This window comes from Dokdonella sp. GW821-FHT11D02 (assembly GCF_058808595.1).
In genome coordinates this window covers 2,768,512-2,784,066 of the sequence record NZ_CM179520.1, presented here as the reverse complement: position 1 = coordinate 2,784,066, position 15,555 = coordinate 2,768,512, and the positions used below count along the sequence as shown (strand labels likewise).

12 protein-coding genes are annotated in these 15,555 nt (G+C 61.3%); 6 read left to right on the top strand and 6 right to left on the bottom strand.

Translation table 11 applies throughout. The annotated features are described in order from the left end of the window. Window positions 1–5: 5 nt before the first annotated feature. On the bottom strand, window positions 6–2,087 hold the full coding sequence (locus AC3QL3_RS11760) for an alkaline phosphatase D family protein (RefSeq protein ID WP_492893755.1): 2,082 nt from the start codon (window positions 2,085–2,087) through the stop codon (window positions 6–8). Between the two features lie 210 nt (window positions 2,088–2,297). Between AC3QL3_RS11760 and AC3QL3_RS11755 the strand changes: the two genes are divergently transcribed. From AC3QL3_RS11755 to AC3QL3_RS11740, 4 genes are all read left to right on the top strand, one after another. After that, window positions 2,298–2,948 carry a hypothetical protein gene (locus tag AC3QL3_RS11755; RefSeq protein WP_492893753.1) on the top strand — a complete coding sequence of 217 codons (651 nt, stop codon included), beginning with the start codon at window positions 2,298–2,300 and terminating at the stop codon, window positions 2,946–2,948. Window positions 2,949–3,139: 191 nt separating this feature from the next. Then, window positions 3,140–3,724, top strand: coding sequence for a hypothetical protein (locus AC3QL3_RS11750; protein WP_492893751.1), 585 nt, complete (start codon window positions 3,140–3,142; stop codon window positions 3,722–3,724). Between the two features lie 155 nt (window positions 3,725–3,879). Further along, on the top strand, window positions 3,880–6,909 hold the full coding sequence (locus AC3QL3_RS11745; RefSeq protein ID WP_492893749.1) for a metallophosphoesterase: 3,030 nt from the start codon (window positions 3,880–3,882) through the stop codon (window positions 6,907–6,909). A 209-nt stretch (window positions 6,910–7,118) separates the two neighbouring features. Continuing rightward, the gene (locus AC3QL3_RS11740; RefSeq protein WP_492893747.1) at window positions 7,119–7,475 is read left to right on the top strand and encodes a SymE family type I addiction module toxin; all 357 of its coding nucleotides are present in this window, start codon (window positions 7,119–7,121) and stop codon (window positions 7,473–7,475) included. Between the two features lie 68 nt (window positions 7,476–7,543). On the opposite strand, the gene AC3QL3_RS11735 is transcribed toward AC3QL3_RS11740, so the two are convergent. Next, window positions 7,544–8,878 (bottom strand): MFS transporter, encoded by a 1,335-nt coding sequence (locus tag AC3QL3_RS11735; protein ID WP_492893745.1) that lies wholly within the window; start codon window positions 8,876–8,878, stop codon window positions 7,544–7,546. A gap of 426 nt (window positions 8,879–9,304) precedes the next feature. Between AC3QL3_RS11735 and AC3QL3_RS11730 the strand changes: the two genes are divergently transcribed. Next, on the top strand, window positions 9,305–10,825 hold the full coding sequence (locus tag AC3QL3_RS11730; RefSeq protein ID WP_492893743.1) for a TolB family protein: 1,521 nt from the start codon (window positions 9,305–9,307) through the stop codon (window positions 10,823–10,825). Between the two features lie 159 nt (window positions 10,826–10,984). Continuing rightward, window positions 10,985–11,518 (top strand): pyridoxamine 5'-phosphate oxidase family protein, encoded by a 534-nt coding sequence (locus AC3QL3_RS11725; RefSeq protein WP_492893741.1) that lies wholly within the window; start codon window positions 10,985–10,987, stop codon window positions 11,516–11,518. 57 nt (window positions 11,519–11,575) lie between these two features. Here AC3QL3_RS11725 and AC3QL3_RS11720 read toward each other — a convergent pair whose 3' ends face one another. The 4 genes from AC3QL3_RS11720 to AC3QL3_RS11705 form a co-directional block, all read right to left on the bottom strand. Then, window positions 11,576–12,379 carry a type II toxin-antitoxin system RelE/ParE family toxin gene (locus tag AC3QL3_RS11720; protein WP_492893739.1) on the bottom strand — a complete coding sequence of 268 codons (804 nt, stop codon included), beginning with the start codon at window positions 12,377–12,379 and terminating at the stop codon, window positions 11,576–11,578. 269 nt (window positions 12,380–12,648) lie between these two features. After that, the gene (locus AC3QL3_RS11715; RefSeq protein ID WP_492893737.1) at window positions 12,649–12,909 is read right to left on the bottom strand and encodes a hypothetical protein; all 261 of its coding nucleotides are present in this window, start codon (window positions 12,907–12,909) and stop codon (window positions 12,649–12,651) included. After that, entirely contained in the window at window positions 12,906–14,210 is a 1,305-nt protein-coding gene (locus AC3QL3_RS11710) for a TFIIB-type zinc ribbon-containing protein (RefSeq protein WP_492893735.1), read from the bottom strand. The genes AC3QL3_RS11715 and AC3QL3_RS11710 overlap by 4 nt, the downstream gene beginning before the upstream one ends. 20 nt (window positions 14,211–14,230) lie before the next feature. Then, complete coding sequence (locus AC3QL3_RS11705) at window positions 14,231–15,382, bottom strand: SPFH domain-containing protein (RefSeq protein ID WP_492893733.1); 1,152 nt, start codon at window positions 15,380–15,382, stop codon at window positions 14,231–14,233. Window positions 15,383–15,555 lie beyond the last annotated feature (173 nt).

Sequence of the window (15,555 nt, the reverse complement as noted above, 5' to 3'; positions counted from 1 at the left end):
CGCCGTCACACCGCCAGCCCCACGTCCCCCTCGACAACCGTCTGCCGCATCCGCGGCGCTTCCCCCGCCCGCCACAGCGCCACTTCATGACGCACGCGATAGCGCAGCGGACCGCCGTCCTCGCGCGGGCTGCGCTCGATCGGGCGCGGGATGCAGACGAACTCCGTCACCATCGTATTTGCATCGACGCGGACCGTGGCGTAGCCGTGTCCGCCCATGTCGACGAAGGACAGATGCGGCGCCAGCTCCGGATTGCTCGCCGCGTGCGCCTTCTGCAAGTCGCCGCTGCGCGCGTATTCCAACGCGGAGCGCACGCCGTGACGCAACAGCAGGTTGACCGTCGCTTGCGGCGCACCGCCATCGGGATTGGCGACGTACAGCGGACGCAAGGGATCGTCCTTTTTCAGATTGTGCTCGTTGGCTTCGACCATGCCCGGCGAAGAGATCGAGCCGCCGACGAAGGTAACGCCGACCGGTTCGAACGCGGCGGGCGGCAAGGCCTTGGCGGCGTAGCCGGCCCAGAAGCTGTGGCGATCGCCGGAGACGATGGCGAAACCGGTGATGCCGGCATCGCGCACGGCGTCGAAGATCTGCGCGCGCTCGTGGTAGGCGGCGCCCCAATCGTAGGTGGCGAGTAGCGCGAAGCCTTCGCCCGACCATGAGCCCAGCGCGGTCGGCAGATGCTGCGGATCGACGCGCCAGTCCGGCGTGCCCTGCGAATTGCCCCAGATTTTCCAGGTCGCCTTCGCGCTGCGCAGGCGCTCGAGGAACCAGGCTTTCTGCTTCGCCCCCAACACCGTCTGCGCGGCGTCGCCGGCGCGGTAGTTGGCCACGCTCTTGTCGCCGAAGGACAGCTTCGATGGCGGATGGCCGTTGGCGTAGTCGCGGCCGCCGTCGAGCTGCCGCCACAATTCTTCGGGGACGAAACCCAGCGTGTCGCCTTCGAACAGCGGACCGATTTCGTCGTGCGAGGAGGGATCGCGCGAGCGGAAGCTGTGCTGGTCGGTGAGGATCAGGTCGATGTGCCGGCCCCAGCGCAGCGCGCGATAGGCGATGAGGCTGTCGATCGCGGCCAGGTTGTTGGCTTCGCGTCCGAGGCCGTCGTCGTCGAAATCCTTGACCAACGTGTCGACCACCTGCGGCACGTTGAACGTGTCCAGGCTGGAGCCCGGCGGCAACACGCGCGCCGGCTGGTATTCGAACCAAGCCTGATTCGCCGCGACTTTCAGCGTCTGCGCCGGCACCCAGCCTTCCGTGCCGGCGAATTCCTGGATCGACTGCCAGCCGTTCCAGGAAAATTCGTGGTTGTCCCACATCGCCACGAACGGCCAGCGCGCGCGCGCGTCCTGCAAGTCCGGGTTCTGCAGGTAGGCGTGGTAGAGCGCGCGGTAATCATCGAGCGAATCGGGCGCCCAGAAACGGTTCTTAGCCACCGTCTTGCCTTTCGGAAACTGGATAGGGAAGGTGATGAGGCGGTCGTAGCGATGGCCGTTCTTGACCTGGTCTGGGTACTGCACGACCTCGTAGACGAAATCGCCCAGGTGCAGCACGAAGCCCAATCTCTCCTCCGGCGCGGCGCGTTCGTCTTCGAAGATCATGCGCCGATAGGCATTCAGATGACCCTCGCAGACGTCCTGGCAACTGACGAAGGCGAAGCGCGCAGGCCGTGCGTCGTCGGGGTTCGGCGCGGTCAGCGTGCGGCCGATGCGGCTGCCGTTGCCGTCCGCGTCGACGAAGCGGTACCAGTATTCGCGTGCCGGTTGCAGATCGCCGACCAGCACACGGCAGGTCCAGTCGGACTGCGCTTGCACTTTTGCCGTGGTCGTCGCGACCACGCGCGCGAAGGCTGCGTCTTCGGCGATTTCGACCAGCAAGCTGGCCTCGTCGCGTCCATCCGCGTAAGGGCGTCGCGTCCACAGCAGAACGCTGTTCTCGTCCGGATCGCCGGAGGCGACGCCCTGCGGATACAGCTCGCGCCGTTCGCGCCAGCCGCTGGCTGAACGGCGCACGGGCGTGCAGCCCAAGGCCAGCGCGGCGCCGAGCGTGGCGGCGAGTTGGAGGAATCGGCGGCGATCGAGTTCCGGCATGTGGTTGCTCCCCTGCGGCGACGGTCGCGCTAGATCGATCGTCCGCCGCAACGCTAGTCCCGGCCGAGCGGGCGTGAGCGTGCCGGAAGTCGGCACGACTTCCGATCTACGCGGGAACGGAGTCAGCTTCATCGACCCGGAGAAAGGCTTCGTGCGCGGCCGGCGAGCGGGGCGAACGCCTGCGTAGCGTTGGGTTTGGGCGGCGAGCGGATGCGCAAGTCGTCGCGGCCGCCTGCGCGTTGCTGTTTCGGCCCCGCCCGCGACTGGGTACGATCGCCAGCCACCGTCACGAAACATCAGGGGAGAGAATTCATGCGTCCGATCGTCCTGGCGATACTTGGCCTTGCGGCAACCTGTGCCGGTCCGGCGTGGGGGCTCGACATCAACGGCAAGACGATCGGCACGCCGATCGATCAGCTGGCCAAGTCTTACGGCAAGCGCTGGACCTGCGACACCGCGACCGACGCGCGCGCGGGCGACAAGATCTGCCGCAAAAGCAAAGCCGTGGACGAGTTCCCGCGCATGCAGAACGAATATTTCGCCGGCAAACACGTCGCCATCCTCTATCGCTTTCACGACGATCGGCTGGTGCAGATCCGCGTCACCGGACTCGCGAAGGACCGTTACGACGAGATCCTCGACACGCTGACGAAGGCGCACGGCGCACCCAAGCCCGAAGCGGGCAGCGCACCGGACAACGCGGGGAAATCGCCCGATGGCAGCGCCGCGCGTTGGGAGAGTGAGGGCGCCGTTCTCGATCTCTCCAACAAGCTGCCGAAACCGTCCGAGCTGAGCCTGTCGCTCTACGACGCGGCGTACTGGAAGACGGACAGCGCGGCGCCAAAGGCCGACGGCGGCTGATGCCGGAAGCGTCGGAACGAATGCGCCGTTGTCGCCCGGGCAGATAGTCGGCCTCGGGTTGCGGCGCAACTTGAACGCCGCTCGCATTTGTTGCCTACTCCATCCATCGACGCTTGAGGGGGCGGAGATTCGGGATGGAGTCCTCGGCTGGATGCCGGTGTTGGGGAACACCGCACAATCGTTTCCGTTTCGTGCTGATCGGCGCCATCGCCGTCTGCGTCAGCGCGTGCCAGCGCCAGGCCGCCGATACCGCGTCTGAAAAGTCTCGCCCGCAGCAAGCCGGGCAACCCACCAATCCTTACGCCACAGCCGGCCATATCGCCGGCACTCAAGCGGCGCTGCTGACCGGCAATCAACAAGCCGCCCGGCAACACGTCGATGCAATGGCGCCCGATTTCTCGCGCTCGATCCGCCTGCGCGACGCCAATCGCCCGATCAACCGCGAAGCCGCGCGCGCTGCGGTGCGCCCGCTGTCGGGCGTGCGCTCCGCCATCTGGCTCGACGCCGACAACCTGGCCGTGATGGTCGACGGCCAGAAGTACCGCGACATGGCCATGATCGACCGCATCTGCGTGGCGCTGGAGCCGCTCGGCGACACCTTGGGCGTGGTGGTGAATCTGCAGGATGCGAAGGCGCGGAACGGCGACGAGGCGACGACGCTGTCGCGCAATTGTCAGTTGCCGGAAGGGCAGAGGGCGTTGCTGCAGGCGAAGCGGCAGGTGGATGTGGTGGCGCCGGAGGTTAGGGAGGCGTTTATGGGGATGCAAAGGAAGTGATGGAATTCTCAGTCAAGTAGGGCGCTCTGACGTCGTTCGCGATGCTCGCGGCGTTGATGGAAGCGAAGATGTAATCGCTGAGGCGGATCTCGCACGTGCTGATAACGTGGTTGAGTGAGCGCCGACCTAACGTGCAACCAAGCAGAGACAAAATAGTGACTTACAACTTCATTCATATCTCCGATGTGCATTTCGCGCCTGGCGCGTACGATCGCAGGCCGGCATTTCGGCCGTTTCTGGAAGATCTCCCAGGACAAGTTTCACAGATGAATGGAGAGACATTCTTACTGCTCTCTGGGGATATTGCTGGCGCAGGCTCAAAGAACGAGGATTTTTTATCATTCCTTGAGCAACTAGATCCTCTTCTAACAGCGGCTGGTATACCGAAATCTAATCGTATCTGCGTGCCGGGCAACCACGACATATCTCAGAAGGTCGTTGAAGATAACTTTTTAGATCATGAATCGATTATAAATATGAACCTTGATGAGGATTCATTTAATAATTATATAAGAAAACACAGCACTGTTTTTGATGAAAAATTTGAAGGTTATCTCTCATTTGAGAAATCCTTTGCAGGTTATGGCGTTGGGTCTTCACATGTTGGGGGCGCTGGCTATTCAATCACGGATGATTTAGGTGTTTTTTGTGCTAATTCAGCGTTCTTTTCTTCCGGAGGATTAAAATATCGTGGAAAGGCAATTTCTGACTTCCAACGGTTAGCCGTTGGGACGCGTGACTTAGCAAATTGGCTGCATAAAAGTACTCATAAACTGCGAATATTCGTATGTCACCATCCATTGAATTGGATGACCGATTGGTGTCGTCGTGAGCTTCGCGATAAGTTTCTTAGCTTCGATCTCTGTTTTTTTGGTCATGAACACGATCAAGATGTGGTTGATGAACAGAGGTCGACTGGTAGAACTCTAAGGTTGAATGCTCCGGCGCTTCTAACTGACAAGCGCAGTCCAATGGGATATTCGATTACAAGCATAAAAGTAGATGGATCAAAATCAGTTCTTTATCGACAATGGGATCAAAAATCTCGATTCGTCCTCGGTACAACAATGTCCGGAACCGATTCCGGAAGAGTTGAGTTTGGTCAGTCGTTAGCTCAGGTTAAGTCAAGTTGCTGTGACGTCGCACGGCGTTACTTTTCCGACGGTTTATCTAGTGCACTGCGTACATTTGGTCGAGATAAAAGTTCGCGCTGGGTTGACCCTGAGATATTTGATTGCCCGGAAACCGAGCGCGGGCGTCCCTCGAAGGCAAAGTATTCTATTAATGATATTGTCTCACAGCCTGATTCATTAGTGTTGACTGCTCCACCACAGTACGGATTAAGCTGTGTTGGCTGGCAATTATGTAATGCTGGCCTAGGAGATAATTCGTTATGGCTTAGAGTCGATCTCGCGACGACTAAGCAACATCGTGTACGTCAAGACTTGAATTCTCTCTTGTGTACATTTGGCGGAACGAAGAAGCAGGTTGTCGGAATCGTAGTTGACTCTTGGAGCCGGGGAATAAATAACGCTAATAAATGCATCGAGGCAATAATTAAGGAATTTCCTGATTCAAGGATCGTAGTTTTAGCCTCTGAATTCGCACCAACGCTGCGGGCATCAGAGGCCGGGCTAATCGGCGGAAGAGTTTTTCGTTCATTATATTTATGGGCCCTAAAAAGACAGGCGCTCAGAAGGATAGTCTGTAGTTACTGCGAGGAAAATGATCTTGATATCGACGTTGAAATTTTATTCAATCGTGTTTTATACGATCTTGACGCGTTAAACCTTCCGCGAACGGCATTAAATTGTCTCACATTGTTGCTTGTGTCTGGTGATGAATCGGAATCCATAGTGAATAGGGCGGAAGTCATTCGAGGTGTTCTCAATATAGTCTTTCAATCAGCGGCCTCTCTGACTTACAGATCACGTGCAGACTTGAAGGATTGCGAGCATCTTCTTGGAAATTTTTGCGAGTCGATATTGAAGGGTAGTGATCAGTTATTCACTCGTGAAGATTTTATAAAGCGCGGTAATATCTTTTGCGATCATATGCTTGTGGATGTTGATGTGTCTGGAGTAATGGATTTACTTGTTGAGCATTCAATAATTGTTAAGTTTGGTGCAAAATTTGGATTTAGGTTTTCCTATTGGATTTACTACTTTGCCGCAGCAAGGATGCATCACGATTCTGATTTTCGAAATTATATTTTTACCGACATGCAATATACGAGATTTCCTGAGGTTATTGAGTTCTATACGGGCATTGATCGATGTAGAAACGATGCCCTTGTGTCACTAAGCGATGATCTAGATAAGCTGCAGTCTAGCGTTGGCGGAAAAGCCAATATTTCTAACCCGTCTAATCTTTATAGTTTCTTTCGTTGGACTGCGAGACAGCTTGGCGAAGAGAGGATGCTTGAGTACTTGCATAATGATGTTTTAAATTCTCATCTTCCCCAGAATGTAAAGGATGACTTTCTTGATCGTTCATATGACCCTTCCAGGCCATATGACCAAAGAATTCGTTCGCTTCTTAATTCTTACTCATTCGATAACTTATGCGCTGGGCTTCGAGCTAGTGCGCGGGCCTTGCGAAACAGTGATTATGTTTCACCAAAGGGAAAGGAGAGGCTCTTTGATGTCTTGCTGCGCTGCTGGGAGCAGGTGCAAAGTGTCCTCGTGCTCATTTCTCCTATTTTGGCGGAACAAGGTAAGGCTGAATTCGACGGTACGCGCTTTGTCGTAGATGAAAAACTTCGCTCTGAGGATGGTGCGATAACAAAGATTTGGAACGTCATACCATTCAATGTATTAAAATGGTTTGGTCCTGATTTGGCGTCGGCAAAAATGGGGCCGTTATTATTTAATAAGTTATTGTCTGAAACAGATGAGCTTAGGAAGCACAATGTGGCGTTGTTAATTGCAACTATCCGGCCAAAGAAATGGCAGAGCGCAATTGGTAAGTACGTGGCGTCATTGGATAAGGATTCATTTTATCTTTATGATTTATTTACGATGTTCGTGGACGAGTATCGTTTTGAGTATTTGGACGATAGGACGCGAGATGATGTTTCTGGAATGGCGAAGATCATACTTTCTAAGCATCTCTATAATACAGATAAGCCGAACGCGAACTTGCTAAGTAGGATTGATATTGGCTCTGCGGCATCTGGCATATAAAACTAACGGCGGGACTAACGGAGCAGAGTCACTTACTTAAAGCTCTGGGACCGTTTAGCGACGTTGTCGATGAGCTCGTTGACCAACCCTAAGTGCGTTGGCACTATTGGTCTGTTGCGAAAATTGCGCAGCCGGGTTTGACAGCTCGAATCACAAGGCGCCCCAGCGCCCGATGGCGTTGGATTCCATCATCGAACGAGGAATCCGACATGTCCCGCTCTAGAAGAGGATCTTCGCGTTCTGCCATTCTCGTCGCGCCGCGCAAGCGCGTCACCCGATCACTTCCCGCTCCTGCAATTGAGCCGGAAGTGAATCCCTCGAAGCCCAAGGCGCTTCCTGACCTCTCGTCTTCGCCACGCAAGCGCTTCCGCGCTCCCACGCGCTGCAAGATGGGTTCCATCTATTACGACGAGCATCGCGGTTTGCATTGGTTTGGGCGCGCCGTACCACGTCTGCGGCTGGGCGGGCGCTGGCTGGAGCAGTGCGGATTCTCAGTTGGCGACGACCTGCAGGTGACGGTCGGTCAAGCTACGCTGCTCATCAGCCGCCGCGGGAATGACAGCTGATTGAGTGCTTGGAAAGGCCGCAGCCGCAAGGTGGATACGCCTTGCGGCTGGACTTGAACGAAGAAAATCTATCGTCCCATCGCCGCCGCATCATCCAACCAATTCGCTCCCTTGTTCTTGAGAAAGAACACATACACGACCAGCGACACCGCAATCACCACGGTCGCGTACACGGCGAATAGCATCATCTGATCGGCACGCAGCGCAGCCTGGTATAGCAACGGCGCCGTACCGCCGAACGCGGAATTGGCCAGCGCATAGCCGAGCCCCACGCCGAGCGCGCGCACGTGGGTGGGGAACAGCTCGGCCTTCACCACGGCGTTGATCGAGGTGTAGCCGGTCAGGATCACGAAGGCGATGGCGAGCATCGCGAACGCGGGCAGCCAGCCGCTCTGCTGCGGCAGCGCCAGCACCAGAAATCCGGTGTAGAGCACGCCGCCGAGGCCGAAGAACACCAGGAGACTCTTGCGGCCGACCCGGTCCGACAACCAGCCGCCGATCGGCTGCAGCAGCATCAGCACGGTCAGGGCGATCAAGTTGATGACGACGCCGGTCATCGCGTCGTCGCCGGCGAAGCGGCTCTGGATCATCTTCGGGCCGACCACGGTGTAGGTGTAGAACGCGACGGTTCCGCCGGCGGTGATCAGAAAGCACAGCAGCAGCGGCCGCCACTGGTGCACGAACAGTTCGCGCAGCGAGCCCGCGGCGCGCGCTTGGCCCTTTTTAGCGGCTTGGATGGCGTCGGAGCCGAGCGATTCGTCCATCGTCCGCCGCATCCAGAACACCACGATGGCGGCGAGGCCGCCGATGGCGAAGGCGGCGCGCCAGCCCCAGTGCGAGATCTGCGCGGCGTCGAAGAGTTGCAGCATCACGAGCAGGGTGAGCTGCGCCAGCACGTGGCCGCCGACCAGGGTCACGTAGTGGAACGAAGACAGAAAACCACGCCGGCCGGGCAGGGCCGCTTCCGAAAGATAGGTGGCACTGGCGCCGTACTCGCCGCCGGTGGCGAAGCCTTGGACTAGCCGCGCCAAGAGCAGAATCATCGGCGCGGCCAGGCCGATGCTGGCTTCGGTCGGCGTGATCGCGATGGCGAACGAGCAGCCGGCCATGATCGTGACCGACACCGTCAACGACAGACGGCGGCCGTAGCGGTCGGCGAAGCGGCCGAAGAACCACGCGCCGATCGGCCGCATCAGGAAGGTCATGGCGAAGATCGCCCAGATGAACAAGGTGGCGTTCTTGTCTTGTGGCGAAAAGAACTGCGATTCGAAATAGCCGGCGAAGACCGAGTAGACGTAGACGTCGTACCACTCGACCAGGTTGCCGGCCGAGCCTTTCAGCGTGTTGGAGACCGAGCGGCGCAGGCGGGTGCGGGTGTCGGCTTCGGGTGCGGCGGCAGTCATGTCGGAACGGAGCCGGGTTCGGTCAAGGACGGCTCATATGACGTGAACCCTCACTGCGGCACAAGAGGGCGATCGCTCGCAGGCCGCTTCCGGACCGGGATACGGTTCCAGCGTCGCGCTGACATCGATGCGCCGCCTGTTGATGCTTGCGACAACGTTCAACAAGGCGGCACGTTATTGAACTTTGTGGAAGTAGACGGAGAGTAGGGATCAGCGCCGGTCTTCCTGGTCGGCGAATGAGATCGGATTGAAACGGCTGACGGACGGGATCGACACCACGTCGTCGAGCCGGGTTCGGCAATCGCCGCAGGTTTGCTCCAGCGAGTTCGCTGGAAATGAGCCTCGCCCCGTTTCGATCGCGAAGCGGAGTACGATGCCGCCCCGGGGCGATTTCGAATCTTGCGGACTCAATGGGGAGAGAGCGCCATGCGTCGCTCGTTGGTCGTGCTGTTTACGTCGGCGCTGGTGCTGACATCCGCGCCCGCGTCGGCGCTCGATGCGATCTTCGCCGACGGCTTCGAGTTCCGCGATTTCCCCGCCCAACCGATCATCGACGACGGCACGCCCGCGGATGCGCCGCCGTTGTTCGGCGGCACGGTCGGCGCGCCGACGGGCGGGCCTTGCCTGGCCGATCCGCAGATCGGAACCTTGTTCCCCAACAACTGGCTGCGTCCGCGCTTCGCGTGGATTCCGAGCGGTAGCGAAAACTTGTTCGAGCTGCGTCTCAGCGCGAACAACCAAAGCAACGCCTTGCTGGTCTACACCACCGCGTCGTCGTGGACGATGCCGGCCAACCTCTGGGCCGCGTTGTCGCAGCACACGGTCGACACTCCCATCACCGTGACGGTGCGCGGCGCGACTTACGCATCCGGCACGCTCACCAGCGGGCCGGAGCTGGGCTCGAGCGGCGCCGTGCGCATCGCGCCGGTCGCCGCGCCGGGCGCGATCGTGTACTGGACCAACACCAGCAACGGCATGCGGCTGCGCGGGTTCCGCATCGGCGACGAGAACTTGAAGGACATCCTCGCGCCGGCCGACGCGGGCGCCGGCTGCTTCGGCTGCCACACCTCGACGCCCGACGGCGCTTACGTCGGGTTCTCGGCGGGCGAGGGCGGCGGCGCCGGGCTGGGCCTGTTGTCCGCCGACGGGCAGCATCTCACGCCGTCTTTCATCAGCAGCAGTGCGCAGACGCTGATGGCGCGCCAGGATCAGGACGCACCGTCGTTCTCCCAGCTGCACTGGATCGGCGGCGACCGCATCGCGCTGACGATGTACCAGAACAACATCATCTGGACCGACCTCGAAGCGACTTCGGCCGCGCAGGGCAGCGGCTGGGGTTTCCTCGCGCGCACCGGCGAGAGCACGAATGCGGCGTCGGCCTCGTTCGCGCACTTCAGCGACAAGGTGGTGTACGTCTCGACGCCCGATGCGGTAACCACAGGCGTGACGGTCACCAATGGCGATATCCACGTGGTGCCGTTCAACAACCGCGCGGGCGGCGCACCGGTTACGGTCGCGGCAAGCGGCGACAACGAGTACTACCCGGCGTTCTCGCCCGACGATCGTTACATCGCCTACAACCGCGCGCCGGCCAGCGCGAACAGCTACAACAACGCGCAGGCCGAGGTGTACGTGGTCCCCGCGATCGGCGGCCAGCCGCTGCGGATCGCCGCCAACGATCCGGTTTCATGCACCGGCCGCAGCAGCCCGGGCGTCACCAACAGTTGGCCGCAATGGGCGCCGGTGCCAGGCAACGACGGCGGCCGGCGGTTCTATTGGATGACCTTCTCTTCGACGCGCGCCGGCAGCGTGCCGCTGATCTATGTAGCGCCGGTGGTCGACGACGGCACCACGCTGATCACCTATCCCGCGCTGTATCCGTGGAATCAGGCCGCCGGCGACGCCAGCCATACGCCGGCCTGGGGCAACTTCGCGATTCCGTTCTGAGCGGGAGTCTGTTCTGAGCTGCGGGCTTCGGTTGCAATCGACAGCTGTAGCGACGTCCTGGGTGTTGTTGTCTGAACCCAGCACGATTCGTCGCGCGGATCGTTCAGACGCTGCTGCTTCGCGTCTCACTAACTTGGAGAAAAATCCGCGGAGCCCGCCATGCACAACGAACAGGCCATTCCGAACGCGACCGCCGACGTCGCCGCGCTGATCGAAGGCACCGATGTGGTCATGTTCACCACGCGCAACGGCGAGGGCAGCTTGGTGAGCCGGCCGCTGGCGGTACGCAAGATTCCTTTCAATGGCAGCGTCTGGTTCCTCACCGCGCTCGACAGCCGCAAGATCGGCGAGTTGGAAGCCGATCCGCGCGTCAACCTCGCTTACGTCAACGCCGGCAAGGGGACCTACGTTTCGATCGACGGCCGCGCGCACGTGTCGGTCGATCGAGCGCAGATCGCGGCGCTATGGTCCGACGCGATCGACGCGTTGTTCTTCCCGGCGGGAAAAGACGATCCGAACCTGGCCGCGCTGCGCGTGGACGCCGACACCGCCGAGGCCTGGACCTCGGCCTCGACTTCCGTCGGCCGCGCCTTCGACTTCGTCAAAGCGAAGCTGACCGGCGATTCCGCTGCGCTGGGCACGCAGCAGCATTTCGATCTGCGCACGGGCTTGCGCACCACGACGAGTCGCTGATGGACTCAGGTTCACTGACGGCGAGGTCGCCGGAAGCGAACCTGGCCTCGTTTCGGCTTAGCGATACCGACCCGGTCCGTTCCACACCTCTTCGCCCAGGTGATAGACGCGGTCGACATTGATGACCTCGCGGGCGTCGCCGATGGATTTCAATTCCGGTGAGTCCATTTCGACCATGCGACACGGGCTGGAGCCGCGGTGCAGGGCTACTTCCAGCGGGCAGACCATGAGCCTCCGCGTGCCGGGCAGTGGGAGAAAGAGTTCGGTCATGCCTTGATCGCGCCAGGCGCGCAAACGGGTTTCGTTGACCAGTTCGTAGTAGACGTGGAAGCCGTCCAGTTCCATGTTGGGCCCGGCCGGCGGCGGACCGTCGCTTCGCCCGCGGTTGCTGCCGAGCTTGGCGGCCAGTGCCGCGCTCGCGCGTGCGTCGTCGTCCGTGCGCATGCCGGGCGGCAGTCCCACCGCTTGCGGGCGATTCGTATAGGCGGGTTCGGGCGGGGCCTCGGTCGGTTGCGGCTCCGCGGGGGGCGTGGGCTCGGCGGCCGGCACGACCGGAGTGGACGGAGCACGCTGGACGGCCGGCGGCGCCTTGGGCTTCTTGGGCGGCGGCGGCTTGCGCGGCGGCTCGGGCTCGGGCGGCGCTGGCGAACCGCCCGGCTGGTCGATCAGCGTCACGTCCATCCGGCCGCCGTCCGCTTCGCCTTGCGGGGCGGAGGTGCTCATCGGCGGCGGAGGCGGCGGCATCACCAGCAGGACGAGCAGCATGTGCAGCAGCGCCGTAACGAGCACGGCTATCCCGCGTTGCAGGCGCTCGGTCCGGTCCTGGGCCGGTTTGACGGCCCGGCGCGACGCCCAGCTCATGCCGCCGGAAAGGGATGGACGCGGCGGGCCTTCATGGTTCTTCCGAAAAAAGGGGCAGACACGAGTGTTTGGAAAACGGGGTCCGGAAACCCGAGTCGGGGTGCGCGGTTTTCAGCTTGACCGCCGGCACATCGGCGCGGAGCGCGTATCGGTGCGGACCTGTCCTACGCGCGCCGCGCGTAAGAACGGAGTCAGGTTGATTTTGCCGTTCGGGCGACCTTAGCGAAATCGCACTTCGCCGTCAGCTTGCTTTACGCAGCCACTTTACCTCAGCCGGTATCGCCCGGAATGCGTTCCACGCGCTGCCGATACGCCCGCACGTTCTCGCCTTTGACCCGCGTCTCGCGCGTGCGCGTCACCTCGCCGACCTTGTCGTCCGAGCCGGTCACCGGCTTGGCTTCGACCGCGGTCTCGCGCTCGAAGGCGTGCGACTTGTCGGTGTTGCGATAGTACTTGTACAAGGCCCAATACAAGGCCGCCGCGCCGCCCGGGCCGATGGCGAGCAGCAAGAATCCATTGTCGTCGCTCATGAGGAGTGTCCCAAAATCCAGAGTACGACGCCTTCGAGGAAGGTGCCGACGGTGATCGCGGTCATCAAGAGCTTCCACTGCTGTACCGGCACGCTGCCCATCGTTTCGCCGGTACGGCCGTTCACCGCGATGTAATGCAGAAGGCCGCCGTTGCGGCCGGGCTGGTGATACGAGTACAGCCACACCGGCAGGTACATCGAGACCCAGCGCGTGCCACGCACGTCGAGGCGTTCCTGCTCCCAGCGCACGCCGCGGCCGTAGCGGTTCACCGACGACTCGACCTGGGCGCGGGCGATCGACAGCAGTTGGTCTTCCACGCGCGGGCGCAGCTGCTCGACGTCGCTGTCGCGCTTCTCCGAGGTGAAGCCCGACAGGTACGACGCGTTCCACTTCACCGCGTTCTTGGTGTCGAACGGCAGGATCGTGTTGATGATGTTGTTGGTGTTGACGCGGGTGTCGAGATTGCCGCGTTCGACGGAGGATTCCAGCGGCAGGTCGTCCACGGTGAAGTCGACGTGGCGTTCGACCCGGTACACGTCGGCGTCGTAGTACGTTCTCTTGTTGTCGCCGCTGCCTTCGGTGTAGCTGCGCGTCTGGATCTCGCCGCGGCCGACCACGTCGGCCCCCGCATTGGCGTCGACGATCATGTAGGGCAGGTAGACGCCGACGACGTTCTCCGGCGTGAACTGTTCCTTGAATTCCTTCAGTGCGAACAGCCGTCGCTTGTCGACGAACTGGCGGATGCGCGCGACCGCGTCGTCCTTCTTGATGTGAAACGGCAGCACCGCGTCGGGCACCGCGCCGTTAGCGATCTGCTGGTTGACGCCGAGCACGCTGCGGCACCAATGGCAGCGCGCCGTCATCGCGTTTTCGGTGTTGACCGTCACTTCGGCGCCGCAGCCGCCGCACTTGAAGGTCATCACGCTGGCAGCGTCGGCCGCGATGTCGCGCGCGCCCGAGGCGATGATCGTGCCGTGCAGCTGATCGAGGTCTTCGCCGAGCCCGAATTCCTCTTCCACCCGCGCGCCGTGCCACTGATTGCGGCAGTACAGGCAGATCAGGAGGTCGCTGCCGGCCTTCTGCCGGATCTCGCTCGAACCGCATTTGGGGCAGCGATTGACGCCGTCCTTCAGCTCGGCCGCAGCGGTGTCGATGGCGACCGGGTCCGGCGCCAGCACTTCGTTGCGGATCGGCTCGGGCAGTCTGGCCGGGTCGAGCGGGAAGCTGCCCGGCAACGGCGGCACGTCCTGCGGCGAGCCCGGCCCGGGAGGCGCCGGGGGCGGCGTGGTGGCGTTCGACATGGGTGTGCGCGATCCGTCGTTTACAGACCGAGCGCCTTGGCCTTGAGCGAGTCGTAATCGGCTTGCGTGATCAGGCCGAGATCGAGCATCTCCTTGGCCTTCTTCAACTTGGCCACCGGATCGTCGGCCGCCGGCGCGGCCGGCGCCACCGGCTGTTGCAGTCCGCCGATGCCGCCCATCATGCCCGAGGCCATGCCGATGCCCATCATGCCGGCGGCACCGCCGTTCTCGCCGGCCGATTGCATGCCGGCGGCGACGCTGGCTTGCAGGTTGGAGTTGCCGCGTGCGCCCGACAGCGCGTCGGCGCGCTGCACGTTCTTCAGCAGTTCGCGCGTGTTGGCGTCGTATTCGATCGAGACGATGGCGGTCTTGACGATGGCCAGGCCGCGATCGGATTTCCACTGATAAGCCTGTTCCACCGCATCGGACAGGCTCTTGGCGAAGCCGATCGAATCCTGTTGCAGCTTGGTGATGCGATTGCCCTTGCCGGGATCGTTCGTGTACGAGCTGAAGGCCGGCGCCAGCGAACCCACCACTTCGTTGAAGAGCTGGCCGGCGGCGGCGTTGTCCATGTCGGTGAAATCGAACACCTGGCCCGGTTGCAGGTAGGTGGCCGGCACGAAGTTCTTCACGAACAGGATCGGGTCGACGATCTTCAGCGTGTAGGAGCCGCGCGTCACCGCGCCGACTTGGGTGTTCAAGAAGCCGTCGTCCCAATAGATTTCCGACTGCGTGCCGAAGCGGTTGTCCGGCAGTTCCTTCAGCGAGACGAAGAAAGCGGCCTGTTGCGAGCCGGGCTGGCCGCCGAACTTGAAGCGCTCCCAGGACTGCTTGATCAGCGAATCGACCAGGCCGCCGCCGGAAAAGATCGACTGCGAGTTGAGGTCGTCCGAGCGCCATTCGTAGCCGCCCGGCTCGGCGGCGAAGCCGGTGATCTTGCCGTCTTGGAACAGCAGCAGACCGTAGCCTTCGGGCACGACGATCTTCGAGCCGTTGGTGATGATGTTCGACGATCCCTTCGTGTTCGAGCCGCGTCCGGCGTTGGTGCCCTGCGGCACCGCGGCGAACAGCGCCGCCGTCGCCGGCAAACCGCCCGGAACGGTGTAGAAGTCCTTCCACTGGTCGGCCAGCGTGCCGCCGATCGAACCCACCACTGCCTGCACAAGACCCATGACTACTCCTGCAATTCTTGGCCAGGCACCGTACCCGCCATTTCGGACGAACTATACGTTCCCGGGCGCCGAAGGGTGACACGGGAAAACAAAAATAATTCGGGCGGAGCGGGGCCGAGCGGCCTCGGTCGCCGCATCCCATAAGGCCGATCGATTGCCGAGGCGCGAAAGCC

Excerpts from the sequence above, each read along its gene's own strand:
- AC3QL3_RS11720 (WP_492893739.1), bottom strand. The coding sequence starts at position 12,379 with ATGAGCTGGGCGTCGCGCCGGGCCGTCAAACCGGCCCAGGACCGGACC.
- AC3QL3_RS11725 (WP_492893741.1), top strand. The coding sequence starts at position 10,985 with ATGCACAACGAACAGGCCATTCCGAACGCGACCGCCGACGTCGCCGCG.
- AC3QL3_RS11740 (WP_492893747.1), top strand. The coding sequence starts at position 7,119 with ATGTCCCGCTCTAGAAGAGGATCTTCGCGTTCTGCCATTCTCGTCGCG.
- AC3QL3_RS11760 (WP_492893755.1), bottom strand. The coding sequence starts at position 2,087 with ATGCCGGAACTCGATCGCCGCCGATTCCTCCAACTCGCCGCCACGCTC.
- AC3QL3_RS11730 (WP_492893743.1), top strand. The coding sequence starts at position 9,305 with ATGCGTCGCTCGTTGGTCGTGCTGTTTACGTCGGCGCTGGTGCTGACA.
- AC3QL3_RS11755 (WP_492893753.1), top strand. The coding sequence starts at position 2,298 with ATGCGCAAGTCGTCGCGGCCGCCTGCGCGTTGCTGTTTCGGCCCCGCC.
- AC3QL3_RS11735 (WP_492893745.1), bottom strand. The coding sequence starts at position 8,878 with ATGACTGCCGCCGCACCCGAAGCCGACACCCGCACCCGCCTGCGCCGC.
- AC3QL3_RS11710 (WP_492893735.1), bottom strand. The coding sequence starts at position 14,210 with ATGTCGAACGCCACCACGCCGCCCCCGGCGCCTCCCGGGCCGGGCTCG.
- AC3QL3_RS11705 (WP_492893733.1), bottom strand. The coding sequence starts at position 15,382 with ATGGGTCTTGTGCAGGCAGTGGTGGGTTCGATCGGCGGCACGCTGGCC.
- AC3QL3_RS11715 (WP_492893737.1), bottom strand. The coding sequence starts at position 12,909 with ATGAGCGACGACAATGGATTCTTGCTGCTCGCCATCGGCCCGGGCGGC.